This window comes from Rhodococcus tibetensis (assembly GCF_024438035.1).
Classification (GTDB): Bacteria; Actinomycetota; Actinomycetes; order Mycobacteriales; family Mycobacteriaceae; genus Rhodococcus_F; species Rhodococcus_F tibetensis.
This window is the reverse complement of sequence record NZ_JANFQF010000021.1, coordinates 49,053-74,713: the sequence shown is the minus strand read 5'-3', so window position 1 is coordinate 74,713 and position 25,661 is coordinate 49,053. Positions and strand designations below refer to the sequence as shown.

The following is a 25,661-nucleotide window of genomic DNA, read 5'->3' as shown; positions in this document are numbered from 1 at the left end:
ACTTACATCTGCGGCGGATACGGCGGCATCGGGTCGGGTGGCTGCGGTCCGGGTGGCTGCGGTCCCGGCCCCGGCAGCGGGCCCGGTTCGGGGTGCGGTTCCGGTTCGGGCGGCGGACGTTCCGGCCCGGGCTCCGGTGGGAACGGATGCGGCGGGGTCGGAGTCGGCGGTATCGGCGGTTGCGGTTCCGGCTCGGGCGGCACCGGTCCCGAGTCGGAGATCGGGTTCAGGGGCTCGTCACGGTAGCTCGTCATCGCCTCGATCACTTTCCTTGTCGGCTGATTGAGAAGTACCCCGATCGGGCATACCACAACCGGCATGACATTGACCGGTGGTTGGGGAACAAAATCGGGGACCGGCGCGTTGTCTAGCAACCATGCCCCGCAAGCGCGGGAATGTGTCCGGCAGGGGAGACCCGAGCCGAAGGGAGGAAGTCATGGCAACCGACTACGACGCACCACGGGTTACCGTCGACGACGAACTCGCGGAGGACTCGCTCGAGGAACTGAAGACGAGAAGGAACGATACGCAGTCTTCGGTCGTCGACGTGGAAGAGGCCGACACGGCGGAGTCTTTCGAACTGCCCGGCGCGGACTTGTCCGGTGAGGAGCTCACGGTACGGGTCGTTCCGAAGCGAGCCGACGAATTCACGTGTAGTAGCTGCTTCCTGGTGCACCACCGGTCTCGTCTCGCGTCGGACGAAGGTGGACAGCTGATCTGCCGCGACTGCGCGTAAGACAAATGAGTGCCGAAGTGGCGGACTTCGGCACTCACGTGCGGGGTAGCGCCGGTAGGCCGGCTAGCCCTGATCGAACTGCCGCCGCTTGTGGTCACCGAACGGTTCGTCGCGCTCTCGGACCGCCTCACGGAATCCTGCCGTTGCCGAACGCAACTGGAATGCGTACCCCTCGCGGGTGTGCCGGGACATGCCGTCGAACACGGTGCTGATCATCCCCGAGTTGGTCACCCCCTGGGCGAGGAGAGTGCTGTTCAAGGCGAGCTTGACCATCATCAGCTGATTGATCGGCATCTGGGCGATCCTGCCGACGAGGTCCTCGGTGCGCTGGTCCAAATCCTCGGCGGGCGCCGATTCGACCGCAAGCCCCCACTCGGCCGCCTGCCGTCCGCTCAGGCAGTCACCGGTGAGCAGTAATCGTTTTGCCCGTTGATCACCGAGGCGGTGCGCCCACATTCCGGCAGCGGGCACGCCCCACACGCGGGTCGGGGGGTAGCCGATCTTCGTGTCGTCGGCCGCGATGATCTGGTCGCAGTACAGGGCGATGTCGGTGCCACCCGCCACGCAGAACCCGTGAATCTTCGCGACGGTCGGCTTGTTCGAATGGAGCAGACTCGCGAACCCACGATTGAATCGGCTCATCATCGCGTAGTCCGCCATCGGATCCCAGTTGGCGAACGGATTGTGATTGCGCGCCTGCACCATCGGATCGAGCACCGTGCCGGTGGTCCGGTCCGGTCCGTCCCCTGGATTGCCGGCGCTCTCGGCGAACACCCCGAGGTCGTATCCGCCGCAGAAACCTTTGCCGCGTCCCGACAGCAACATAACGTGAACCCGGGGGTCGAGGTCGGCCCGCTCGACGGTGGCGGCGAGCTCGAGGGGGGTGTCCGCGGTGATGGCGTTGCCATGTTCCGGCCGGTTGAAGGTGATCCGCGCGACCCGCCCGGTCACCTCGTAGGTGAGTGTGCGGTACTCGGTGCAGTCGTCGGCCTGTTCCCGGTCCGCGAACAGCGAATCGGCCCCCTCGTCCCAGCCTTCCCGCCACGCGCCGGGACGCATGCCGGCGTGGTTCTCATAGTCGGTCACGACCCCACCTTGGGTGTGGCGCGGTCGATGATCGCCGCGGTGTCGACGCCCGCCGGAAGAGTCCCGAACACGGTGCCCCAGTCTCCCGAGAGCCGGCTGACGCAGAAGGCGTCGGCCACCGCCGGATGTCCGTGGCGGACGAGGAGCGAACCCTGCAGGGCGAGTGCCATGTCGCCGACGACCCGGCGGGCCCGGTGCTGGAGGGTGTCGAGGTCGCCGAAGCTCGACTTCAGCTCGGCGACTGCGGCATCGAGTCGGGGATCGACTCCGGCGGTGCTGTCGAGGTCGTCGAAGAACACCTGCAGCGATTCCGGCTGTTTCGCCACGGCACGCAGGGTGTCGATTGCGGCGACGTTGCCGGAGCCCTCCCACACGGACAGCAGCGGAGCCTCGCGATACAGCCGCGGCATGCGTGACTCCTCGACGTAGCCGTTGCCGCCGAGGCATTCCAACGCTTCCGCTGCATGGATCGGCCCGCGTTTACAGACGAAGTATTTGCTCACCGAGAGGGAGATCCGGCGCAGCATCGTTGCCTGCTCGTCACCGGCCGCCGCGCGGTCGGTGAGTGCGGCCAGCCACAGGGCGACTGTGGTGGACGCCTCGGACTCCACCGCCAGATCGGCGAGCACATTACGCATCAGGGGCTGATCGACCAGATGGGCACCGAATGCGCTGCGGTGCACGGCGTGGTGCGCTGCCTGCGCGGTACCGACCCGCATGCCGGTGGCAGACCCGATCGTGCAGTCGAGGCGGGTCATGTTGACCATCTCGATGATGGTCCGGACACCACGGCCCTCCTCGCCGACGAGCCATGCCACGGCCTCGTCGTACTCCACCTCACTACTCGCGTTCGAGTGGTTGCCGAGCTTGTCCTTGAGTCGCTGCAGGTGCATCCGGTTCCGCGTGCCGTCCGGAAGTACGCGGGGGAGTAGGAAACACGACAGCCCGCCCGGCGCCTGCGCGAGGACCAGAAATACATCCGACATCGGCGCGGAGGTGAACCACTTGTGCCCGGTCAGCAGGTAACTGCTGTCGGACTGCGGCACGGCGCGCGTGGTGCCCGCGCGGACATCGGAGCCGCCCTGCTTCTCCGTCATGGACATTCCGGCGGTCAACCCAGCCTTGGTCAGGGGCGGGCGCGACGCCGGGTCGTAGACGCGTGAGGTGAGTAACGGTTCGTATCGTGCGGCAAGTTCGGGGTTGTGACGCAACGCGGGAACGACGGCGTACGTCATGGAGATCGGGCAGCCGTGCCCGGCGTCGACCTGCCCCCACACCGCCATCTTTGCCGCTCTGATCAGGTGGGCGTGCGGATTCGGATCCGCCCACGGACTACCGTGCAGTCCCATCTCGACGGCGGTGGTCATCAGCCGGTGATACGACGGGTCGTACTCCACCTCGTCGATGCGGTGACCGTAACGGTCGTGCGTCCGCAGGACCGGTGGGTGCGCCTCGGCGAGGTCACCCCACCGTTGCGCTTCCTCACTTCCCGCGAGCCGTCCGACGTCGTGGAGCTCGTCGAGCGCGTCGTGTGCGCCCTCCCGTTGCAGCGCTTCGAGTATCGGCGGATAGTAGGCCGCGTCGAAGTCGGTGAGGGGTGGCACCTGGTTGAAAACTTCGTGGGTGGCACTCATGTCGGGCTCCCGAGAGATCGAAGTGTGAAGGTGAGCAGGGCCGGGATGATCGCGGAGTCGGCGGCTCCGCGGGCCAGGGGCAGGATCAACGCCTCGCCGATGGCCCCGACGATGCAGGCCGCTGTCACCGACGCGTCCTGATCCGGGATCTCCCCGGCGTCGACGGCGGCGGCGATGGCAACGGCCAGCGCGTCGCGGAACGATTCACGAAACAGCAGTCGCTCCGTGTCGACCTGGAGGTCGACGGGTTCGGCCAACAGCGCGTAGGCAAGTGTCGGTGCGCGCAGGGCGCGTTCGGCGAAAGTGCGCACGGACGCCGACACGGCCGCGACGTAGCGTCCCTCGGTGCTGTGCGCCGAGTTTCCGGACTCGACCGCAGCACTCACTTCGCGGCTGCACACGATCCGGAAGACTTCCGCGAACAATTCGCCCTTGTTCGCGAAGTGTCGGTACACGGTGCCGGTGCCCACTCCGGCCTCGGCGGCGACGGCCGAGATCGAGCACCCGGAGTAGCCGTGCCGGGCGATCAACCCGAGTGCGGAGTCGATCAGGGTGATGCGGAGAGCGTCCAGTCGTTCCTGGACGGCAGGAGTGCGCCGATAGGCCATACCAAAGAAGTGAACACCCGTTCCGTTCTTCAGTCAAGGGTGCTAACGTCGGCCGGACCAGCGAGGAAAGGCGCACTCGATGACTTCCGACGTGGTACTCGTCCGACGGGACGGCCCGGTCACGACGATCAGCCTCAACCGGCCGGAGGTGCGCAACGCGGTCGACCGTCCCACTGCCGAGGCACTCGCCGAGGCCTTCCGCGCATTCGACCGAGACGAAGACGCGTCGGTCGCCGTATTGCACGGCGAGGGTGGAACGTTCTGCGCGGGCGCGGACCTGAAGGCGATCAGTGCAGGACGGGGCAATCGCGTAGCCCCGGACGGTGATGCCCCGATGGGGGTGACCCGGATGAGGCTGTCCAAGCCGGTCGTCGCCGCGGTCGAGGGTCATGCCGTGGCCGGCGGACTCGAATTGGCGCTGTGGGCGGACCTGCGGGTAGCCGACGAGAACGCAATTTTCGGTGTGTACTGCCGGCGCTGGGGTGTGCCCCTGATCGACGGCGGGACGGTCCGCCTCCCACGGCTCATCGGTGAAAGCCGGGCAATGGATCTGATCCTCACCGGCCGCGCCGTCGACGCCGACGAGGCACTCCGCATCGGGTTGATCAACCGGAGGGTACCGGCCGGCGACGCCGTGTCGGCGGCGCAGCAGCTCGCCGCCGACATCGCAGCCTTCCCTCAGGTGTGCATGCGACAAGACCGTCTTTCCGTCCTCGAACAGCACGGTCTCCCCGAGGAACTCGCGCTGCTGGCGGAACTGCGCCATGGCGCAACCTCGTTGGCGAACGGAACGGTCGAGGGAGCGTCGCGGTTCGCCGCCGGCGCCGGGCGGCACGGATCGTTCGACACGCAAGAGGCAGATCCCTCCTGACCGAGCCCGGTGGCGATGACAGGTGCGTAGCATCGATGAACCGGGCTCGAAGGTGGGGTGCACGTGAACGACTGGCTGAAGGAGCAGTTCTTCCGGGCGGCACCGACGGAGGCCGAGGCCGAGGACCCGTCGCGGCGCAGGATTCGCCTGCGGCAGGTGGTGTGGTTCTCGTACCTGTCGGCGCTGGTGCTGGTCGTCTACTTCGTCGGCCTGCCGACCGATCGTCTCTATCAGGCAGCCTGGATCATCGCAGGCCTGATCGCATTCACCATCGACCGCACCTGGCGTGAGCACCTGAAGGTACTGACCGATTGGCTGCCTCTCATCGCGGCGCTGGTGGTATACGACCTCAGCCGCGGGGTCGCCGACGAACTCGGAATGCCCGTCCGTGTCACGGAACTGGTCACCGCGGAGAGTTGGCTCTTCGGCGGCACGATCCCGACGGTCTGGCTGCAGGACCATCTGCTGGGGGCGCATGGCGTGCCACCGTGGTGGACAGTTCTCACCGGGATCGTCTACACCAGTCATTTTCTGGTGCCGTGGCTGGTGGCGGCGATCTTCTACGCGTACTCCAGGCCGATCTGGGGCACATACATGAGGCGGGTGCTGGTGCTCTCCTACCTCGGATTGGCGACCTACATTCTGCTGCCGTCCGCACCGCCGTGGTTCGCCGCCGAGGCGGGCGCGATCGACGACCCTGTGGGCCGTGTTGCCGGTTTCGGATTCGGCATCGTTCCGCTCGACGTCAGTACGCGGTGGCTGGAGGCGCAAGGCAATCCGGTGGCCGCAATGCCCTCGCTGCACGCCGGCTTCGCCTTCCTCGTTTCCGTTGCGTTGTGGCCGCTCGCCACCAAGTGGTGGCTGCGCATTCCACTGGTGCTGTACCCACTGGCGATGGCATTCGCGCTCGTCTACGGCGGGGAGCACTATGTAGTGGATGTGCTCGCCGGCTGGGTCTGCGTCGGACTGGCCATTCTGCTGTGCAGGGCCTGGGAGGGGCGTGAGGGCAGGAGCGGGGCAGGTGATCGCACCGACGTCTCCGTTGCTGCGTGAACACCTTCGGAGACTGGCGCGCGTACCGTCGGAAGAGATGCAACAGTACGTCCCTCGTCCCCCGTCCACCGTCGGCGACTGGAGTGATGCCCGACGGAAAATGCAATTGCGCCGATCCCGGCCCGGACACGCGTGGCGCCGGTTCGGTCGCACTCGCCGGGCGCTGATGTGGCTCGGATTGTCGATGGTGCCCGTGCTCATCGTGGGTGGGCAGTATTGGATCGAGGACGTCCAACCCGAAAGGGAGCGGCTGGCCCTGACCCAGCCCGCCGTCCACGCCGTCTACGACGCAAAGAACCCAGCCGATCGGCGCACAGCCGTGGTCGATCTGGTCGGGCTGGGCAACGTCGACGCCACAGCCACGGCACGCTCGCTCAGTGCCTATACCGGGCTGGGGCAGGTGTGGGCAGTGGAATACGACAACAGCGGTATCGACACCAAGGTGATCAGCGACCTGATCGTCGACCACGCCGCCGCCACCGGAACCGACAACCTCATCCTGTCGGGGCACAGCATGGGTGGGGTGGTTGCGCTGGAGGTGGCTCAGCACATCTACGAGGACACCGGCACCCTGCTGGCAGGGGTCGTACTCGACTGCACTCCTGTCGATCTGCACGCGGTGCGGGGAGATATGCGTGACGCCGGGGAAGACATGCTGCGGTGGGTCGGCTGGTTACCGGGCGCCAGGGAAAGTAGGAGCCTTCGCGTGGTTGTCGAAACTGCGGCCCGCAAGGATCGCTTTCTGGACAGCAGAGACTCGTGGTTCCCCCGTGTCGACCTGTCCGCACTCGGCCGCGTTTTCGGCGAGGTCCTCCGCGACAAGGTGCTCTCGGAGGATGCCGCCAGTAACGGGTTGATCGAGTCCCAGTTCAAGGTGATCGTCGCCTCGGGTGCCATCGACAATCTGAAATCGCTCGCCACGGAGCGGGACGGGAAGCCCCTGCCTGCAGTGGTTTTCGTGCGGCCACGGGACGGACGCTTCGACCCGGTGGTCGATGTCGACTACACCCAACGCATACTCGTCGAACAGTCCGGCGGTGTGGACGGCACGCTGCTCGTCGCCAAGCTCGACGGGATCGGACACGCAAATCCCATCCAGCAACCGGCGGCGTACAACGCGGCCATCGAGAACCGGATCGAGCCGTTCCTCCGGGAGATCCTCCCGTCCCCACCCGTGCGTACTCGTTAACCGCCCGCCGTCGAGAAAGTGCTCACGGGTGGGCGTGACGGATTTGATCGCGGGGCTGGTCGTAGCGGATCATTTCGAAGCCGATCAGCGCGAGCAGGACTGTGGTGAGAATTCCCAGCGTCGCGAGGGCCGGGACGTGCCAGACGAGCGGGATCAGTGCGAGCAGGACGAGGGCCGCCACCACGCGGGGCACCGTCACGGATCCGGCGGCGTAGGCCTTGAACCACACCAGCGCGAGCAGGTAGAGCGCAGCGCCGCCGAACAGCGCGATCAGCGGCCAGCCGTACAGCGCGTCGGTGAGCCGGTGATGGTTACCGTCGCCGACATACGACAGGATCTTCTTCAGTCCCAGCGACAGCATGACGACACCTATCACCATCGGAAGGTGCAGGAAGCTGTAGCAGTTGCGGGCGATCCGAATTTGACGGGCACCCGTTGCTTGTTCGAACGCGTGCTCCACGGCCAGTGATGTCACGTCGAAATACGACCACCACAGCAGCCCCGACACCGCGAGGCCGAGGAGTGACGCCACGATGATGGCCCAGGAGATCGGCAGGGTCGCGACGCCGATGCCGATGGACACGATCGATTCGCCCAGCGCGACGATGATGATGAGCCCGTGCCGCTCCGCGAAATGGGCGATCGATCGCAGCCGCCACCCGGTTCCCCCGATGAGGGTGCCGACGTAATCACCGGCGAGGGCCAGGAACCACATCACTGTTTGCGCGGTTCCGGTGAGCTGCGAGGCGATGAGCAGGAATGTCGTGCCGATCAACATGCTGGGCGTGAACCGGAGAACCTGTCCGCGGAGTTGGGAATCGTCGCGGCTGATCACCCAGAACATCAGCAGATGCAGGGCCCGCACCACGAAGTAGCCGAGGGCGAAGACGACGGGACCGTCCAGTCCGCCGGGGAGATCGTCGAATGCCTCGGGGATGGTCAACGCGGTGATGAAGACGCCACCCATTGCACCGAACATCACCACCCGCACGACTCCCTCGTCGGCGCGCACGAGGTTGCAGATCCACGCGTACCCCACCCAACTCCACCACAGCACGGCGATCACCAGCGCGCCACGCAGCAGATTGACCCCGGTGGGGTCGTCGGCCATGAAGTCGGTGACGCGGGTGATCGCGAACACGAACACGAGGTCGAAGAACAGTTCGAGCGTCGAAACCGACTCGCGCTCCTGGACGAGGCGCGGACGCAAACGATGGGCGAAGGTCACCCGAAGAATGGTGCCACCTGAGCGGAAGCCGCGAAAGCGCCGACTCCCAACAACTCGGTCTTTGTTCGCAAAAAGACTGAAGTATGTATTGATGTTGGTCGTAAGTTCCTCTACTGTCAGCGTGACACCGCTCACTCGTATGGAGGACACGAACCATGGCCCTGACGATCGGCATCGATGTGGGTGGCACGAAAATCGCGGCCGGAGTTGTCGACAGCGACGGCGTGATCCACCGGATGGTGCGCCGGACCACGCCTGCCTACGACGCCCGCGGAGTCGAGGCTGTGATCGCCGAACTCGTCGGCGAACTGGCTCGGACGCATCCCGTGGAAGCGGTGGGCATCGGCGCCGCCGGATTCGTGGCTTCCGATCGCGGTACCGTGCTGTTTGCACCGAACCTGGCCTGGCGCAACGAGCCTCTGGGTGTGGTGGTGGAAGGCGCCTGCGGTCTGCCGACGGTCGTCGAGAACGACGGCAATGCCGCGGCCTGGGGTGAAACGCGGTTCGGAGCAGGACGCGGCGGACACACTGTCGTCGCTCTCACCGTCGGAACGGGGATCGGCGGCGGCATCGTCGTGGACGGTGTCCTGCATCGCGGACGTTTCGGGGTAGCTGCGGAATTCGGTCACCTCAATGTCGAACCGCACGGACGCCGATGTGGTTGCGGGAATCACGGATGCTGGGAGCGTTACGCCAGCGGACGGGCGCTCGTTCGGGAAGCTCAGGACCTTGCGAGTGTCTCACCCGGCTATGCGGCCGATCTTCTGGCCCGAGCCGGTGGGTACGCCAATGACATCACCGGACATCACGTGACCGCTGCAGCGCGCCAAGGCGATGCGGCGGCGCTCGAGTGCTTCCAGGTGATCGGCTCCTGGCTGGGACACGGCATGGCCGACATCGCGGCCTTCTTCGACCCTGACGTCCTCATCATCGGCGGGGGTGTCTGCGAGGCGGGTGAACTGCTCCGCGCACCGGCTGCGGCCGCCTTCGAAAACCGCCTGACCGGACGCTCGCATCGTCCGGTCGCCGAGGTTCGGCTGGCCGAACTCGGCGCGAACGTCGGCATCGTCGGCGCAGCAGACCTGGCCCGGGAGCATGTTCTCGGGCTTGCACATGACGGATCACGAGCATCTGGAGGCGTGCAGTGCCCAATAAGCTGAGTCTTCCCATCCCGGTCGCCGAGGTCTGGGACTGGCAACGAGACGCCGCCTGCCGCGGCTACGAATCTTCACACTTCTTCCACCCCGACCGAGAACGCGGCCGGGCACGTGAGTTGCGTGATTTTCGCGCGAAACAGATCTGCCGTGGTTGTCCCGTGCTGCTCGAGTGCCGCGAGCACGCGCTCAGCGTCGCGGAGCCGTACGGAATCTGGGGTGGCCTCGCGGCGCACGAGCGCGAAGAACTTCTCGCCCACCACCAGGGCCGCGTCGCCGACGCTGTCTCCGCGTCTTTCGCGCTCGACGTCGCCCGGCGCGCCTGAAAGCTAGTCCGGGAGTCGCCGCATCTCGATCACCGTCAGCCCCAGGGCGTCGAACCGGGCGAGCAGCCCGCGCAGATCCGTCGGGCTGTCGACACGCCCGTACAGCGTGGTGTCGCTTGTGGTCACCGCGGACACGTCCAATTCGGGAAAAGCTGCCAGAACTCGTTCCGAAAGCCTGCCACCGAGCAGGAAGGCGTACCTGACGTTGTCGGGCCAGCTCGATTCCGGACGCACCACGGCGGGCTCCTTCATTCGGGATGTGCAGTCGTTCGACAGCGGTCAGGCCGTTGCTTTTCAGAGTGACCCCTGGGACTGCGGTTCGCCTCACCCGCAAGTGGTGAATCGGCTCAGAGCAGACCGCGCTTCTGCGCCGCACCGATTGCGTCGCGCCGGGAGGTGACGCCGAGTTTTCGGTAGATACCGCGAAGATGGGTTTTCACGGTGTTCACGGAGACACACAGATCTTCGGCTATCTGCTCGGCGGTCCGCCACGAGGGAAGTTCCACGAGCAGTTCCAGTTCACGCGGCGTCAGGGCATCCGAGGTGGTGTTCGACAAGCGGGGAAACGAGGCGCGCAGCTCCTCGGCGAACGTGTCGAGCACACCGAAACGGCCGGTACTCCGCACGAGAAGGTCGCGAACCTGTGGCCCACAATCGTGAAACGGGCGCAGCACCGATTCTGGCTCGGCCAGGTGCAACGCCTCGGTAAGCGCGCTGTGAGCGCGAGAGTCGTGTTTTCGGGCGAGCGAAGTGGTCGCGTCCACGAGCCACGCCGCGATCAGATTGGTACCCGCGGTGCATTCGAGGTCGCCGTTCAGGACGGGCTGCAACGTCTTGCGGGCCAGGTCGAGTCGGTGGGCGTGCAGATGCACGATCGCTTCGATGACCGCCGTGTCTCCCGTCGCCCCGAGGAGCGACTGTGTTTCGGTGACCAATTCGTGTGCCCAACCGGACTCACCCGAAGCCAGGTATGCGTACTGAATGGCAGGCAGCAATGCAGCGCGGATCCCGGGCGGCATCGGCCGGGACGACGACACCGGGCTGTGCGTGTGCAAGACGGCTACCGAGGCGTGTCGCTGTCCGGACGTGCCGAGGCCGAACAGTGCCGCTGCGCCGTCGACCAGTCCGGCGGTCCGGGCGTCGGCACAGCGTAGCGCGTCGGCGGCTTCGATTGCAGTCCTGGCGGCATCCTCGTCGAGGCGGACGTAGCGGCACCAGGCGTCGATCAGTTCGATGAGGTGGAACGTCGGATCACCCTTGACGTCCTGGGCTCTGCCGAGGGTGAGCGCCTCGTCGGCCAACGTGGAGGCCCGCAATACTTCACCGCGCGACATGGACACAGCAGCGAGGCTCCCGAGGCAGTACATGACGGTGAGTGCGGGGCCCGCGAGGCGGGCATGAGCCAGTGCCTTCAGGAGAATTTGCTCCGATTCTGTGTTCCGTCCGAGGAAGAGCAGGGCCCGCCCTTCTTGGAGTAGCACGAAGGCGTCGTATGCGGAATCACCGGTGGACTCGACTCCCACTTCGCGGAGCCGTGTCAAAGCCTCGCCGACACCGCCGCTCTGGAGTGCGGTCTGCACACGTAGTGATTCGCGCAGCAAGAGATGGTGGCGATACTCGGTGCCGTCCGTGAGCACGACGGACACCTCCCGATCCAGACGGTCCAGAGTCGACGCCGCGACGGGAACATTGCCGGCAGCGAGGGCTGCGGCAGCACGGATCAGGGGCGCCGACGGATGGTCCTGCGTCGAACGGGGGGCCCTTTCCAGGAGCCGATCGACCGCGGCGCCGTGGCCACTGACGATCAACGACACCGACGTACGGGAGAGCAGCGACACGATCTCGTCGTGATCACCGGAGTTGACTGCATGTTCGAGTGCGAGCAGCGCGTCACCGAATTCCGTGTGCCAGCGGGCCGCGGTCAGTTCGAGGTGTTCGACTTCTACACGTCCGATCCTGCTGATCTCCGCGCGCAGGTAGCTACGCAGGAGCGGGTGGTAGCGGTAGCGCGTCGGACTGTCGGTGATGCGGTTGACCAAGAAGTTGTGATGCTCCAGCCAGCCCACTTTGGCGTGCGCGTCGGCGAAACCGGTGAGCTGCTCCGCCAGTTCGACTGTGAAAGATCCGGGAACGGACGTGCGTAGGAGAAACTCGCGCATGTCGTCCGTCTGGCCGGCGAGTACCTCCTCGATGAGGTAGTCCGCGACCGCCCGACGATTGCCCGTGAACTCCTCGATCAACCCGGTCGGATCGGCATGTCCCTCCAAAGACATTCCAGCCAAACGGATACCGGCAGCCCAACCCTCGGTGCGGTCCATGAGCGCGGCGAGGTCATCCGGTCGAAGGTGCACGCCGTGCTCGACCAGCATCTCAGCCGCCTCGTCGGCCGTGAACGCGAGATCCTGTGCCGTCAAGGTGAAGAGCTTGCCGTCGAGGCGAAGTCGCTGCAATGCAAGGGGCGGCTCGAACCGCCCGGAGATGATGGTGCGCAACAGCGGCGGCTGCCACCGCATGAACAATTCGAGGTCGGTGAGTACCTCGTCGTCGAGGAGCAGATGGGCGTCGTCGATCACCATCCACACCCGCTCCCCGAGATCGACGAGCGCAGCGGACAGTGTTGCACCGAGGTCGTGAGTGTCGCCGCCCAGCAGATCGCAGAGGTGTACCAGCGCAGGGTTTCCGGTCTCGCTCAGGGCGCGCAGAATGACGCGGTGAATGAGGTCGAGGTCGTTGTAGCGCTCCTCGATGGTCAACCACGCGATCGTGGGTGCGCCTTCGGTGTCGAGTATGTCCCGCGCCCAACCGGCGAGAAATTGGGTCTTACCGGAACCCGCAGGAGCGCAGACGAGGGCGACGGGGAACGGCCGTACGTCGTCCGTGAGCGCCGCGTCGAGCGCGTCGTGTAACCGGGTGCGTCGCACTGTCCGGCCTCCGGTATCGGACGGTATCTGCACGCTCGAATCGAACTCGCCGAAATGCACTGCCGTCATACCGACCCCCACATTCTCGCTGCACCGAGAAACAAGATCTTCGACGATCGCCAACCGCCGATTGCATTGGTCGGTGCGCTGATTTTAGCGAGATCGTGTGAGTTCGTGTGGGCGAACGCCCTGCGCGGCTCCGCCGCCCGTGCGTGGTTGACGAGTCTCTGCACTCGCCAACCACGCACAGGCGCGGAGCGCCTACGGTGTGACGATCGGGAACGCGCTGTCTGGTGCGTCGAGAAGTTCCGTGAGGGCCAGGAGCGTCGACGGGTCACCCGTCACCTCGATGCCCTCGAGCCCCTTGCCGGCGAACAGTCCGAGCAACTGCATCTTCGTCAGGGTCAGCGAGACGTCCGGACGCGTCGTGGTCCTCGGCGCGACCGTCTGGATGAGTGCACCGTTGGACAGCGTCGTCCGGTAGTGCGCTTCGGGTTCGGTGAAGTGCCACTCCACGACGAGGGACTTGTCCCAGGCTCGTGGGCCGTTGATACGGAGGGCCACGGAGTCGAAAATCTGCTCGATCGTCAGGGCGCCGAGCATGTCTGCTCCGAGTTCTGTGATGGGAGGAGGAACGATTCCCCCGCGCAGTTCGAGTGCGCCGGTGAGGTAGAAGTTGCGCCACGTCGCGTTCTCCGAGCCGAACCCGAGTTGCTCGTACGTGCGGGCGAGCATTTCTTTCGCGTCGCTGTCCGAAGGGTCGGCGAACACCGCATGCTTCAGGATTTCGGCGGCGAACCGGAAGTCACCGTCGTCGAAATAGCGTTGGGCCTTGGCCAGGACCTCGGCCTGACCGCCCAGGCATTCGACGTATCGTGTCGCGACGTTCGCCGGTGTGTGTTGCCACAGTGAAGTCGGATTGCCGTCGAACCAGCCCATGTAGCGCTGGTAGATCGCTTTGACGTTGTGGCTGACAGAGCCGTAGTAACCACGTGTGTGCCATGCCGATTCGAGACTGGGAGGCATCGGGAAATTTTCCGCGATCTCCACGCCCGTCATCCCGGAGTTGAGCATCCGCAACGTCTGGTCGTGCAGGTACTGGTACAGGTCGCGCTGCTCCGACAGGAATTTCACCACCCGATCCCGACCCCACGTCGGCCAGTGGTGGGAGGCGAACGCGACGTCGTACCCGCCGTCGAACATCTCGATCGCCTGATCGAGATACCGGGACCACGCGCGGGGGTCCCGGACCAATGCGCCCCGCAACGTCAAGAGATTGTGCAGATTGTGGGTGGCGTTCTCGGCCATACACAGTGCCCGATGGTCCGGGAACAGGAAGTTCATCTCGGCGGGCGCCTCCGTTCCGGGCGTCACCTGGAAGATGATCCGGATGCCGTCCACGGTCTCCTCCTGACCGGTGTGGGTGATGTCCACGGTCGGTGGGATCAGACCGGGGATACCGGACGACACGTTGGTGCCGAGGCCGGCGCCGACGTGACCGCGCGGTCCCTTGGGGAGCAACGCTCCGTACATGTAGGTGGCGCGACGTCCCATCGCGGTCCCGGCGTAGACGTTTTCGGCCACGGCGTTCTCGAGAAAGCCCTCGGGGGCGAGGATCGGCACGTCGTCGCGACCGTCCGGGAGAACGCCGGCGACGCCGCCGAAGTGATCGATGTGGGAGTGCGTGTAGATCACACCGGTGACGGGCCGATCGCCACGGTTCTTCCGGTACAGCGCGAGCGCGGTGGCCGCGGTTTCTCGCGAAATCAGCGGGTCGATCACCAGGACGCCCGTCTCGCCCTCGACGATCGTCATGTTGGACAGGTCGATACCGCGTAGCTGGTAGATACCATCCGTGACCTCGTACAGACCGTCCTTCGCGCACAGTTGCGACTGGCGCCAGAGGCTCGGGTGGGCGGTATCCGGACAGTCACCGTTCAGGAACGAATACTCCTGCATGTCCCACACCGCGCGACCGCCCGCGTCCGTGACGGTGCATGGGTCGAGGCGGTCGACGAAACCGCGGTCGGCGTCCTCGAAATCGGTGGTGTCCGAGAAATCGGGTGTCATGATTCTTCCTTCTCGTGTCGCGGTGGGGAGGGGGCAGGAACCGGCGCAGGGGGAGTGGGAGCGCTGCTGAGGATTGTGTTCACCCACCGCGTAGACGGGTCGATGTCGATCAACAGCGCCTTCGCCATCAACGACAACGGGATTGCCAGGATCGCGCCGAGCGGCCCGAGGATCCACGCCCAGAGCACCAGCGACAGGAACGTGAACGTCACGGACAGGCCCACCGCGTCACCGACGAACTTCGGCTGGATCACGGACTGGATGATGACGTTGATGACGCTGTACACGACGATGACCGTCAGCATCAGTCCCGGACCGCCCTGGAGCAGGGCGAGCAGCGCCGGCGGAACCAGCCCCAGGATGAAGCCGACGTTCGGGATGTAGTTGGTGATGAACGACAGCAGTCCCCACAGGATCGGCAGCGGAATCCCGAGCGCCCACAGCGCTCCGGTGTCGATGACGGCGACGATCAGCCCGAAGACCGTGGACACGATCAGATACTTGCGGGTGCCGGCCGAGAAAGACGTGAGAGCGGTGGCGATGTCGGGGCGCATCTGCGTGACGATCCGCATCCGCGCACCGTAGGAGCTTCCGTCGACGGCCATGAACAGCAACAGGGCGAGGACGAACAGCAAATTCGAGAAGACGCCCAGCATTGCCTGCAGGATGCCCTCCACGAGTCCGAACACCTTGCTGTAATCCACTTGGGACAGCAGGGTCTGGGCGTCGGTCGAGTTCACGCCGTTGCTGTTCAGGAAACTCTGAGCCTCATCGATGAGTGCCGTGAAGTCGTCCGCGTACTCGGGTAGGAGCGTTGCGAGCTGGGCGACCGACAGGGCCAGCGACAGCACGAGGACGAGAACGATGCCGTTGACCACCAGGATCGCCGCGATCGTCGCGAGCCATCCTGGGACACCCTTCCGGTGCAGCCATTCGGGCAGCGGGTGAACCGCGACGGTCAGCATCAGAGCGAGGAAGATCGGGCCGACAATCGACGCGGCCACCTGGATCCCCGCCACAGTCACGACGAGGGCGGCCAGCCCGAGAATCACGATCAGGCCTCGCGGCATCGACCACCGAGAGTCTGCCGTCGGCACGGACACGTCTGGCGGATCGGTCATCACGTACCCCTTCGGAAAAGGTCGGCCCGTGGGCATGCCGATCTCGACTCTCGCACTTGGCTGTTTGCGCCGCATCATCCGTTGCAGATGAGGATCACCCGGTGCGGATGATGCCGGCACCGGCGCACTCGAAGGACGATTCGACTGTTCGAACACATCCTTCGAGAAGGGCATGGACATGACGACAAATCCGGAGTCCAGGACGAACAGCCCTGTCAAACAGGGTTTTGCCGCGGGAACCTCGCTGGCAGCGGCGATATTGCTGCTGACGGTGGGCGTGATCTCCTTCTTCCAGGGGATCGCCGCAGTTGCCTCCGACGATCTTCTGGTCATCGGCGTCGAGTACACCTATCAGTTCGACACCACCACGTGGGGGTGGATTCACATCGTTCTGGGCGTCGTCCTGGTCGCCAGTGCCGTCGGCCTGATGACGGGCGCTACCTGGGCGCGGATCGTGGCCGTTTGCATTGCTGCACTGTCGATTCTCGCGAACTTCCTGTGGCTTCCGTACTACCCGTTGTGGTCGATTCTGATCATCGCTCTGGACGTGGTCGTGATCTGGGCCGTCACCACGTGGGACACCAGCAAGTACGACACCGGCACGTACTAGGACGACGGACGCCGAGGCGCTGCGCGCTCGTGCGCCTTGTGGTTGCTCCAGCTCCCACAAAGGCGCACGGGCGGCGAAGCCGCCAACGGACAGGAGAAAGTCCTGGGTGCAGAGCTGCAGGAACTCGCTGCCAAGGCGTGGATGTACGGATTTCCGCAGGTGTTCGACCTCGACCAGGTGAACCGTTTCGTATCGGAGGGTAAAGGGAGTCTCGATGCGGGGCCCTTCAATTGGTTCAGCCACGCGCGCACGCTCGCGGGGCCCCGGGACACGTTCGTCTCGGTGAACAACGACACCATCTGTTCGATCGCCCAAATGGACCTCACGCACGGCCCGCAGTTGCTGACCGTGCCGGACACCGGCGGGACGTACTACGTGCTGCAATTCGTTGACGCGTGGACGAACAATTTCGCGTATGTCGGCAAGCGAGCGACGGGTACATCCGCGGGCACCTACCGGCTCACGGGGCCGGGCTGGGAGGCAGGCGTGCTGGAAGGAGCCACCCGAATCTCGTTCCCGACCGCGGTGGGCTCCATTATCGGCCGCTGGGCATGCGAGGGGGAGGACGACCTGCCGCGGGTGCAGGAACTGCAGTCCGGGCTCGCCCTGACACCGGTCGGCGATCACGATCCAGCATCGGGGTTACCCACGCCCGACCCGAACGTTCCGGAGGAGTTGGCGTTCTGGGAGAAGCTCCGCGTGTATGCGCTGGCCTATCCTCCGGCGCCCGGGACCTCGTGGTGCAGCAGGCGTTCGCGCCGCTCGGGTTGCTCGAAGTCGGGCCGCCCCCGTACGTCGAAGCGCCTCCCGATCTCGCGTCCGTGCTGACGGCGGGCGCAGGCCGGTCGCGAATCGATCGTCGCGGCGCTGAAATCGGGGGAGGGCGGCGCGGTCGTCAACGGCTGGCAACTGATGTATCACGTCTTCGACTACAACGACGACTTCTTCGAGATCCGAACGATCGACGCGCCCGAGTGGCGGATCGTCGACCGTGCCGAAGCTTTCGGTCTCCGTGCAGCGCCTGGCCGGTAGTGTTCGGGCCGATTCGAGGGGGGATCGGATGAACAAGGTCGCCGCGGCGGTTCTCTGTGCCGTGATCACGTCCGGGTGTGGGCATTCGGTCGCGGGAACTCCCGCTGCGACGCCGCAGAAGGCACTGTCCGCGCCCGAGCAGCGTCATCTCGAGCTCGAGGACGCCCTCCGTGCGGCCGATCCCTGTGGACTGCTCGACGAGGGGCCGCTACGCGACTTCGGGCCGATCCTTCAGTACGGGTCGGCGGTACAGCTGTCGGTGTGTTCGGCCCTGATGGCAGGACCGCGCGGCGGCACCACCTACGTGGAGCTCTCTCTTCTGCCGTCGATGCTCTCGGGAAAATCGCTGACCGAGCCGGACACGGTGGACGGGGTGACGGTGTATGGCGGTGCGGGGGCCGACCTTGCCCGAGGAACCTGTGAGCGCGTCTTCCAGCTGGAGCTCGGCAGCTTGGAGGTGGCGCCGCAGCTCGCGACGGTCCGCGCGGGAACGGTCGCCGGCGAGGACGTCTGCCCCCTTGTCGACGCAGTGCTCGTGTCGGCGATCGACGCAATGGCGTCGGGATTGCCGGGCCGAGGCTCCTCCTCTCGGCAAGTGGCATTGGCGAGCCATGATCCGTGCGAGGTGCTGGGCGTCCTCGGGGACGCGGCGGGCGGTCGCGTCGTCGATCCCGCTGCCGCGCCGACCCCGTTCGACTGCGTTCTGTTTCCCACGCGGCGCGAGCCCGGAACCGAGGTGACGGTGACATTCACACTCGCGCCGATCAACGGAAACAGACCGCGCGTTCAGGCCGATCCGGAGATGGTCGGGGACCGATGCCAGTGGAGCACCCCTGTCGGTGAGCCCATCGACGTCACGCGGCCCGGCGCTCAGGTGGACGAGTTCACCCGCAAGCTCGGTTCCGCCGGTGCAGTCGTCACTGTTCACGGGCCGAACTGCACGGAAGTCGCGAGGGTCGCGGAGGCCGCGACCACGGTGTTCGGATAAGCGGCCCGACGGACTCACCCGGGATCACATTGGACTGCGCCGGTAAGCTCGACAGCTGGACCAGTACAGATTCTTCGACCTGGAGGTAGAAACGCGTGGCTCTCGTCGTCCAGAAGTACGGCGGATCCTCGGTGGCAACCGCCGAGCGAATCCGACGAGTGGCTGAACGGATCGTCGAGACCAAGAAGGCCGGCAACGATGTCGTCGTCGTGGTTTCAGCGATGGGGGACACCACCGATGAGCTGCTCGATCTGGCTCAGCAGGTGTGCCCTGCCCCACCCGCCCGCGAAATGGACATGCTGCTGACCTCCGGTGAGCGCATCTCCAACTCTCTCGTCGCGATGGCGATCCATTCGCTCGGTGCCGAAGCCCGTTCGTTCACGGGCTCGCAGGCAGGTGTGATCACCACGGGTGCGCACGGCAACGCCAAGATCATCGACGTCACCCCCGGTCGCGTTCGCGACGCGCTCGACGAGGGGTCGATCGTCCTCGTTGCCGGGTTCCAGGGCGTGAGCCAGGACAGCAAGGATGTGACGACGCTCGGACGTGGTGGTTCGGATACCACCGCCGTGGCTCTCGCGGCTGCCCTGAAGGCGGACGTCTGCGAGATCTACACCGACGTCGACGGCATCTTCAGCGCGGACCCGCGCATCGTTCCCGATGCGCAGCGTTTGGAGACGGTTTCGTTCGAGGAGATGCTCGAACTCGCAGCGTGCGGTGCGAAAGTGCTGATGCTGCGCTGCGTCGAGTACGCCCGCCGTTACAACGTGCCTGTGCACGTCCGCTCGTCATACACGACAAAGCCGGGCACCATCGTGTCCGGATCGATGGAGGACATCCCCGTGGAAGAAGCCATTCTCACCGGAGTCGCGCACGACCGCAGCGAGTCCAAGGTCACCGTCGTCGGCCTGCCCGACACCCCGGGTTACGCCGCGCAGATCTTTCGGGCTGTGGCCGACGCGGAGATCAACATCGACATGGTGCTGCAGAACATCTCGAAGGTCGAGACGGGGAAGACGGACATCACGTTCACCCTGCCGACGGCCGACGGTCCGCGCGCTGTCGAGAAGCTTTCGAAGCTGCAGGGTGAAATCGGCTTCACCCAGATCGTCTTCGACGATCACATCGGCAAGGTGTCCCTCGTCGGAGCCGGCATGAAGAGCCACCCCGGCGTCACCGCCACCTTCTGTGAGGCGCTCGCCACGGCCGGGATCAACATCGACCTCATTTCCACGTCGGAGATCCGCATCTCGGTACTCGTCAAGGACACCGATCTGGACAAGGCTGTGAAGGCGATTCACGACGCATTCGAACTCGGCGGCGACGAAGAAGCTGTCGTGCACGCAGGAACGGGACGGTAAATCATGACCACCATCGCTGTAGTCGGTGCCACCGGTCAGGTCGGCATCGTCATGCGCACTCTTCTCGAGGAGCGGAACTTTCCCGCGGACAAGGTGCGGTTCTTCGCGTCGGCGCGGTCGGCGGGCAAGAAGCTGCCGTTCCGCGGCGAGGAAATCGTCGTCGAAGATGCGTCCGCCACCTCGGACGAGGATCTGAAGGGCATCGACATCGCCCTGTTCTCGGCCGGTGCGACGCTCTCGCGTGAGCAGGCCCCGCGCTTCGCCGCGGCCGGTGCCATCGTCGTCGACAATTCCTCCGCGTTCCGCAAGGACCCGGACGTTCCCCTGGTCGTCAGCGAGGTCAATCCGGAGGAAGCGAAGAACCCGCCGAAGGGCATCATCGCCAACCCCAACTGCACCACGATGGCGGCGATGCCGGTCCTGAAGGTGCTGCACGACGAGGCCGGACTGCAGCGTCTCATCGTGTCGAGCTATCAGGCGGTGTCGGGTAGCGGCATCGCCGGTGTCGAGGAACTGGTGACCCAGGCGCGCGCCGTCATCGACAATGCGGAGAAGTTGGTCCACGACGGCAGCGCCGTCGACTTCCCGGCCCCGAACAAGTACGTGGCACCCATCGCGTTCAACGTGCTGCCGCTCGCCGGTTCTCTGGTCGACGACGGCAGCGGTGAGACGGACGAGGACCAGAAGCTCCGCAACGAGAGCCGCAAGATTCTCGGGCTGCCCGACCTTCTGGTGTCGGGCACGTGCGTGCGTGTCCCCGTGATCACCGGGCATTCGTTGTCGATCAACGCCGAGTTCGAGCGTCCGCTGTCGGTGGAACGCGCGCAGGCACTTCTGGCCGCCGCTCCCGGGGTACAGCTCGTCGACGTGCCCACCCCGCTGCAGGCGGCCGGCAGCGATCCGTCGCTGGTCGGCCGCATCCGGCAGGATCCGGGTGTCCCCGAGGGCAGGGGACTGGCACTGTTCGTCTCCGGCGACAACCTGCGCAAGGGTGCCGCGCTCAACACCATCCAGATCGCCGAACTGCTCGTCCCCTGAGTGAGTGACGCGGCGCTCGCCGCGTCTGGTGAGTGCCGCAGTACTCAGAATTGTCCTGCGGCACTCACATTCACCCACCGGGTGCGAGGCGCGACGAGACCGCCGCCCCTACGGTTCGGGTATGGGCTCGGTCATCGGAGAAATGCTCCCGCTCGCCGTCGGTGTCGCCATTTCACCGATTCCGATCATCGCGGTCATCCTGATGTTGTTGTCGAAGCGCGCCGGCGGTGCGAGTGCGGGCTTCGGCGTGGGGTGGATAGCCGGGATTCTCGTGGCCACCGGCATCGTCGTGCTTCTCGCCGGAGGTATCGACACCGCCGACTCCGATGGCCCCTCGGCGACGACGTCGTGGGTCAAGGTCGTCCTCGGTGTGCTGCTGCTCCTGCTCGCCGGACGGCAGTGGAGAGGTCGCAATGCCCATGCGGAACCACCGAAGTGGATGCAGGCCATCGATGATCTGAGCTTCGTCAAGTCGATCGGATTCGGATTCGTCCTGGCCGCAGTCAATCCCAAGAACCTCCTGCTGTGTGTTTCCGCGGGTGTGGTGATCGGCTCGTCCGGGGTGAGCGGCGGTGAGCAAGGGATCGCGCTGGTGGTGTTCACAGTGCTGGCCGGCTCGACGGTGCTCGTTCCCGTGGTTGCCTACGCTGTCGCCGCCGACAAGATGAGGGGGACCCTCGACAACCTGAAGGTGTGGCTGCAGGCGAACAACGCAGCCGTCATGAGTGTGCTGCTACTCGTCATGGGAGCCGTCGTTCTCGGCAAGGGACTCGGCGGAGCGTTCTGACGCGACGGCGTCCGGCCCGCGGAGATACCGCCCGATGTAGGCCTCGTCCAGCGCGACGGCTTTGACGATCACCGCGGACCCCACGATCACGACGGACAGGACGAACAGCCAGCTGATCGCGGTGAACACCAGGCCTAGTGGCCCGAACTGGTGCTGTGCGGAGGCGGTGATCCGGGGCAGAACGAGACGTCCGCCGACGTGGAGAGCAGTGAGTGCTGCCGCGGTCAGCGCCCCGGTGGCCCAGAGGACGCGGCCCTCGAGGGTGCCCATCGTCAGCAGGTACGGGCTGAGAGTCCAGACGGCCATCCACACCGCGAACTCCCCGGCGACTGCGAGGGGTGGCCCGATGAACCGGACGCTCGCGAGCTCGCTCGCCAGGCCGATCGCCGTCCCCGACAGCGCGACGGCGAACAGGACCACCAGCCATCGCCAGGCGTCCCGGAGGTTGATCGACGGGACGTTCCAGATCTTCCCGTAGATCCGGGCGAGGGCCCGGGCAAACGACGTGCCGCTGATCGCGATCATCAGCAGACCGACCACCCCGAACGCTGCGAAGGACGGGTCGGTGGTGTCCACGGCGCCGGACGTGGAAGTCAACACCGTGGGGTCGAAGCCGAACTGGTTTTTGATGGTGCGGGCGGTCAGGTTCCAACTGCTCAACGTCGAGGCCGCAATCATCACGGGTAGTACCGACGTGAATATTCTCGCGGCGAGCGTCATCGACCGGTCGACGAGTTCGATCTCGACGAGTCCGTCGATGACGCGACGTATTGTTCGGCCGGGAGGGGTGCCCTGCAACCAGCCGTTGGCCGATTCGGTCCGCGCCGCAAGAGCTTCCCGGGCCAGGGTCACTGACAGCTTGGTCGACCGCACCCGACCGACTCAACCGCAGCGGGCGCCGTCTGTCTTCATCCCCGTGAGGTGAGACCGGCCCGCAGCCTCACGGTCGCATGATGCACCGGAACCCGATGTGGCACGTCGACGTCTCCTCGGTGTCGCCCTGCCGAGCCGACGGCCGGTAGCGCAGGCAGTAGTTCGGCGCGCACAGGTGCGAACCACCCTTGATGACTCGCCGCGCGTAGGGCTCGCCGGGGTTCTCGACACGCGCAGTGTCGACTCTCGGATTGGTCGGAATGCAGCAAGAACTGGTGGGCGCAACGTTCTTCCCGCTCGCGAAGTGATCAGCGGTGAAATGGTCGGTGGTCCACTCCCACACGTTGCCGGCCATGTCACTGAGCTGGTATCCGTTGGGCCGGAAGTGACCCACTGGCGATGTGCGGGCGAAGCCGTCCGCGAGCAAGTTTTCCCACGGGAACTGCCCTTGCCATACATTGCCGCCCGGCCTGCCGCCCGGCTCGTGCTCATCGCCCCACACGAACGGTTTCCGGTCCAGTCCGCCGCGCGCCGCACACTCCCACTCTGCTTCCGTCGGCAGGTCCTTGCCGGCCCATTGCGCGTACGCGCGGGCGTCGAACCACGACACATGGGTGACGGGATGGCGTTCACGTCCGCCGACGTTGCTGTCTGGACCTTCTGGATGACGCCAGTCCGCCCCCGGCGTGAACGACCACCAGCGGGTGTAGTCGCCGAGCGGAACCGGTCCGGGGGTCGGCGTGAATACCAGCGATCCGGGGACCAGTAACGACGGGTCCGCGCCCGGATACTGCGCGGGGTCGGGCACGACCTCGGCGGTCGTGACGTGCCCGGTGTCTTTCACGAACCGCCGGAACTCGGCGACGGTCACCTGGTGCGAGTCCATCCAGAACCCGTCGACCGTCACCTGGTGGACGGGGCGCTCCTCGGGATAGAAGTCCTCCGACCCCATCCAAAACGTGCCACCCGGAATCCAGGCCATGTTCTTCGGTACCGCACGAGTCATGACGTCAGAGTGGCACGGTCGGCACACGGGCGCGACGGAATCCCCGGGTGGCGAAACCGGGCTGAGGGCACCCCGGCTCGAGGTACCGTCGGCTTTCCGAGTCGCAAAGGATTTTTCACCGTGCAGGGGGCGGCGAATGGGTGGACGGATTCCGCGCAGGTCGTTCGTTCGTGGACTGGCGTTGACGGCCGGGTTGGGGGCGGTAGGAGTCGGCTCTGCGGCTGCTTTCCCGTTCGGGATCGACCCTCTGCGACCCTTCGTGTTCCGGTCGCCGCCACTCGAGCCGTTTCGGGACCCACTTCCGCTGCTTCCGACACTCGGGGGCACCTCCGTCGAGGTGCATGCGAGCAGCACGATGCATATTTTTCACTCCGACCTCGCGGCGTCCCCGGCGCTCGCTTACGGCGGCACCGACTACCTGGGACCGACGATCGAGGCCCGGGTCGGCGAACGGACGTCGCTCGTGTACCGCAACGACATCGCGAGTAATCCTCTCGCCGCGGATGTGGACACGAGGTTGCACGGTGTGACCGAGGCGGACCGCACCGACGTGCCGACCGCACTGCATCTGCACGGCGGGTCCAATCCGCCCGAGTTCGACGGACACCCCGAGCACACGCTGCGGCGCGGGCAGGGGCTGGTCTACGAGTTCCCGAATCAGCAGGATGCGTGTTCACTCTGGTACCACGATCACGCGATGGGCGTGACCCGGCTCAACATCTTCGCGGGACTGGCCGGTCTGTACCTGCTCCGCGACGAGTTCGACACGGGTACAGCGGGTAATCCGCTCGGGCTGCCGGCCGGCGAGTTCGAGGTTCCGCTCATCCTGCAGGACAAGACCTTCACGGAGGACGGCAGGCAGAGTGTCCGCTCCAACCCGCTGAACCCGCAGGGGAGCTGGGAAGCGGCGACACCCGGCGACACCGGCGTGGTGAACGGCAAGGTGTGGCCCGAGATGGCCGTGGCGCGCGGGCTGTACCGCCTGCGCATGGTCAATGCCGCCTCGTTCAGCGTGTGGAACCTCTTCTTCGACAATCGCATGAGGTTCTGGGTGATCGGTGCCGAAGGCGGCCTGTTCGACGTTCCGGTCCCCGTCGACCACGTTCGCCTGGGTCCGGGTGAACGGGCCGACCTGCTGGTCGACTTCGGGGCGCTGGGGCCCGGCGCGACCGTCGAACTGCGGAACGACGAGGCGATTCCCGACCAGGTCGCGCAGCGCGGGATCGTGCCCATGCCGCGCTTTTGCCGTTTCCGCGTGGGAGCTGCGGCGGGGTTCACCGGGCCGGTGCCGCAGACCCTGCGCGGCGGCAGCCGGCAGCCGCCACTGCTCGCACCGGTCGCACAACCCCGGACGGTACGCAACGTCTCGGTACTGCAAATCGGACAGGGCCTCGGCCAACCCTCGCCGCTCATGTCGCTCAACAACCTGCGCTACACCACCGACGACATCGAGATGCCGCGGCAGGGTGCGGTTGAACAGTGGAACATCGTCAACGCCACACCCGAACCGCACCCCATCCATCTGCATCTGGTGAGGTTCCGCGTACTCGGGCGGCAGGCGGTCGATACGGTCGCAATGATGTCGGCGTCGCCGCTGCCCGCTGTCGGGACACGGTGGACGCCGTCTCCGGATCCGTTCATCCGGGGACCGGTGCAGTCGCCGCAGCCGTGGGAGTCCGGTTTCAAGGACACGGTCATCGCCGACGCCAACTCCGTCACTCGGGTCGTCGTGCGGTTCCCGACGGCCGGGGAACTGGGTTTCGATCCCGACGCGACCTTCGGCATGTCGGCGCATCCGACACAGCACTCGGGCGGGCACACCGACGGTCAGGCGTCGCGACCTCTGCAGGGCTACGTGTGGCACTGCCACATGCTCGACCACGAGGACCACGACATGATGCTGAGGTACCGCCTCGTCCCGTAGGCCTGTGCGTACGCCTTGACCGCCGGACGTTGATAAGGCACTCAT

General features: G+C 65.8%; 23 protein-coding genes and 1 pseudogene. 13 read left to right on the top strand and 11 right to left on the bottom strand.

Features of this window, described 5'->3' with window-relative positions; all coding sequences use genetic code 11:
* Positions 1 to 2: 2 nt before the first annotated feature.
* Positions 3 to 254 carry a hypothetical protein gene (locus NOF53_RS21755; RefSeq protein WP_255972608.1) on the bottom strand — a complete coding sequence of 84 codons (252 nt, stop codon included), beginning with the start codon at positions 252 to 254 and terminating at the stop codon, positions 3 to 5.
* 182 nt (positions 255 to 436) lie between these two features.
* Here NOF53_RS21755 and NOF53_RS21750 point away from each other — a divergent pair, with 182 nt between their 5' ends.
* Positions 437 to 736, top strand: coding sequence for a DUF4193 domain-containing protein (locus NOF53_RS21750; RefSeq protein ID WP_255972606.1), 300 nt, complete (start codon positions 437 to 439; stop codon positions 734 to 736).
* Between the two features lie 63 nt (positions 737 to 799).
* Here NOF53_RS21750 and NOF53_RS21745 read toward each other — a convergent pair whose 3' ends face one another.
* From NOF53_RS21745 to NOF53_RS21735, 3 genes are read right to left on the bottom strand one after another with little or no spacing between them, the layout of a single operon-like run.
* Complete coding sequence (locus NOF53_RS21745) at positions 800 to 1,795, bottom strand: crotonase/enoyl-CoA hydratase family protein (RefSeq protein WP_305087177.1); 996 nt, start codon at positions 1,793 to 1,795, stop codon at positions 800 to 802.
* A 23-nt stretch (positions 1,796 to 1,818) separates the two neighbouring features.
* Entirely contained in the window at positions 1,819 to 3,456 is a 1,638-nt protein-coding gene (locus NOF53_RS21740) for an acyl-CoA dehydrogenase family protein (protein WP_255972602.1), read from the bottom strand.
* Entirely contained in the window at positions 3,453 to 4,064 is a 612-nt protein-coding gene (locus NOF53_RS21735; RefSeq protein WP_255972599.1) for a TetR/AcrR family transcriptional regulator, read from the bottom strand. The genes NOF53_RS21740 and NOF53_RS21735 overlap by 4 nt, the downstream gene beginning before the upstream one ends.
* 79 nt (positions 4,065 to 4,143) lie before the next feature.
* Here NOF53_RS21735 and NOF53_RS21730 point away from each other — a divergent pair, with 79 nt between their 5' ends.
* The 3 genes from NOF53_RS21730 to NOF53_RS21720 all read left to right on the top strand — a co-directional run bounded on the left by NOF53_RS21730 (position 4,144) and on the right by NOF53_RS21720 (position 7,177).
* Positions 4,144 to 4,935 (top strand): crotonase/enoyl-CoA hydratase family protein, encoded by a 792-nt coding sequence (locus tag NOF53_RS21730; RefSeq protein ID WP_255972597.1) that lies wholly within the window; start codon positions 4,144 to 4,146, stop codon positions 4,933 to 4,935.
* Positions 4,936 to 5,094: 159 nt separating this feature from the next.
* A complete protein-coding gene (locus tag NOF53_RS21725; RefSeq protein WP_255972664.1) occupies positions 5,095 to 5,988 on the top strand; it encodes a phosphatase PAP2 family protein in 894 nt (297 codons plus the stop codon).
* A gap of 37 nt (positions 5,989 to 6,025) precedes the next feature.
* A complete protein-coding gene (locus tag NOF53_RS21720) occupies positions 6,026 to 7,177 on the top strand; it encodes an alpha/beta fold hydrolase (protein WP_255972594.1) in 1,152 nt (383 codons plus the stop codon).
* A gap of 22 nt (positions 7,178 to 7,199) precedes the next feature.
* On the opposite strand, the gene NOF53_RS21715 is transcribed toward NOF53_RS21720, so the two are convergent.
* A complete protein-coding gene (locus NOF53_RS21715; protein ID WP_255972592.1) occupies positions 7,200 to 8,405 on the bottom strand; it encodes a low temperature requirement protein A in 1,206 nt (401 codons plus the stop codon).
* Between the two features lie 155 nt (positions 8,406 to 8,560).
* Here NOF53_RS21715 and NOF53_RS21710 point away from each other — a divergent pair, with 155 nt between their 5' ends.
* On the top strand, positions 8,561 to 9,565 hold the full coding sequence (locus tag NOF53_RS21710; protein ID WP_255972589.1) for an ROK family glucokinase: 1,005 nt from the start codon (positions 8,561 to 8,563) through the stop codon (positions 9,563 to 9,565).
* Positions 9,550 to 9,885 (top strand): WhiB family transcriptional regulator, encoded by a 336-nt coding sequence (locus tag NOF53_RS21705; RefSeq protein ID WP_255972586.1) that lies wholly within the window; start codon positions 9,550 to 9,552, stop codon positions 9,883 to 9,885. Before NOF53_RS21710 ends, NOF53_RS21705 begins: the two co-directional genes overlap by 16 nt.
* A gap of 3 nt (positions 9,886 to 9,888) precedes the next feature.
* Here the strand turns inward: NOF53_RS21705 and NOF53_RS21700 are convergent, their stop codons facing one another.
* From NOF53_RS21700 to NOF53_RS21685, 4 genes are all read right to left on the bottom strand, one after another.
* The gene (locus NOF53_RS21700) at positions 9,889 to 10,137 is read right to left on the bottom strand and encodes a DUF8691 family protein (protein WP_255972584.1); all 249 of its coding nucleotides are present in this window, start codon (positions 10,135 to 10,137) and stop codon (positions 9,889 to 9,891) included.
* A 95-nt stretch (positions 10,138 to 10,232) separates the two neighbouring features.
* Complete coding sequence (locus NOF53_RS21695) at positions 10,233 to 12,875, bottom strand: winged helix-turn-helix domain-containing protein (RefSeq protein ID WP_255972581.1); 2,643 nt, start codon at positions 12,873 to 12,875, stop codon at positions 10,233 to 10,235.
* A 192-nt stretch (positions 12,876 to 13,067) separates the two neighbouring features.
* Positions 13,068 to 14,876 carry an alkyl/aryl-sulfatase gene (locus NOF53_RS21690; RefSeq protein WP_255972579.1) on the bottom strand — a complete coding sequence of 603 codons (1,809 nt, stop codon included), beginning with the start codon at positions 14,874 to 14,876 and terminating at the stop codon, positions 13,068 to 13,070.
* Positions 14,873 to 15,997 carry an AI-2E family transporter gene (locus tag NOF53_RS21685; RefSeq protein ID WP_255972577.1) on the bottom strand — a complete coding sequence of 375 codons (1,125 nt, stop codon included), beginning with the start codon at positions 15,995 to 15,997 and terminating at the stop codon, positions 14,873 to 14,875. Before NOF53_RS21685 ends, NOF53_RS21690 begins: the two co-directional genes overlap by 4 nt.
* Before the next feature lie 172 nt (positions 15,998 to 16,169).
* Here NOF53_RS21685 and NOF53_RS21680 point away from each other — a divergent pair, with 172 nt between their 5' ends.
* From NOF53_RS21680 to NOF53_RS21655, 6 genes and pseudogenes are all read left to right on the top strand, one after another.
* Positions 16,170 to 16,607: a DUF7144 family membrane protein gene (locus NOF53_RS21680; protein WP_255972575.1), complete on the top strand. Its 438-nt coding sequence runs from the start codon at positions 16,170 to 16,172 to the stop codon at positions 16,605 to 16,607.
* A 102-nt stretch (positions 16,608 to 16,709) separates the two neighbouring features.
* Positions 16,710 to 17,624: pseudogene (locus NOF53_RS21675) on the top strand (DUF1254 domain-containing protein); the annotation flags it as partial.
* Positions 17,625 to 17,667: 43 nt separating this feature from the next.
* Positions 17,668 to 18,627 carry a hypothetical protein gene (locus NOF53_RS21670; protein WP_255972571.1) on the top strand — a complete coding sequence of 320 codons (960 nt, stop codon included), beginning with the start codon at positions 17,668 to 17,670 and terminating at the stop codon, positions 18,625 to 18,627.
* Between the two features lie 95 nt (positions 18,628 to 18,722).
* Positions 18,723 to 19,988, top strand: a complete 1,266-nt coding sequence (locus NOF53_RS21665) for an aspartate kinase (RefSeq protein WP_255972569.1) — start codon at positions 18,723 to 18,725, stop codon at positions 19,986 to 19,988.
* Between the two features lie 3 nt (positions 19,989 to 19,991).
* Entirely contained in the window at positions 19,992 to 21,026 is a 1,035-nt protein-coding gene (locus NOF53_RS21660) for an aspartate-semialdehyde dehydrogenase (RefSeq protein WP_255972567.1), read from the top strand.
* A 121-nt stretch (positions 21,027 to 21,147) separates the two neighbouring features.
* Positions 21,148 to 21,813, top strand: a complete 666-nt coding sequence (locus tag NOF53_RS21655; protein WP_255972565.1) for a GAP family protein — start codon at positions 21,148 to 21,150, stop codon at positions 21,811 to 21,813.
* Here the strand turns inward: NOF53_RS21655 and NOF53_RS21650 are convergent.
* Together NOF53_RS21650 and NOF53_RS21645 are read right to left on the bottom strand one after the other, a co-directional pair.
* Positions 21,760 to 22,686, bottom strand: coding sequence for a hypothetical protein (locus NOF53_RS21650; protein WP_255972563.1), 927 nt, complete (start codon positions 22,684 to 22,686; stop codon positions 21,760 to 21,762). The two genes, NOF53_RS21655 and NOF53_RS21650, sit on opposite strands and share 54 nt — an antisense overlap.
* Positions 22,687 to 22,753: 67 nt before the next feature.
* Positions 22,754 to 23,692 (bottom strand): formylglycine-generating enzyme family protein, encoded by a 939-nt coding sequence (locus NOF53_RS21645; RefSeq protein WP_255972561.1) that lies wholly within the window; start codon positions 23,690 to 23,692, stop codon positions 22,754 to 22,756.
* Positions 23,693 to 23,828: 136 nt separating this feature from the next.
* Between NOF53_RS21645 and NOF53_RS21640 the strand changes: the two genes are divergently transcribed.
* The gene (locus NOF53_RS21640; RefSeq protein WP_255972559.1) at positions 23,829 to 25,616 is read left to right on the top strand and encodes a multicopper oxidase family protein; all 1,788 of its coding nucleotides are present in this window, start codon (positions 23,829 to 23,831) and stop codon (positions 25,614 to 25,616) included.
* Positions 25,617 to 25,661: the final 45 nt, after the last annotated feature.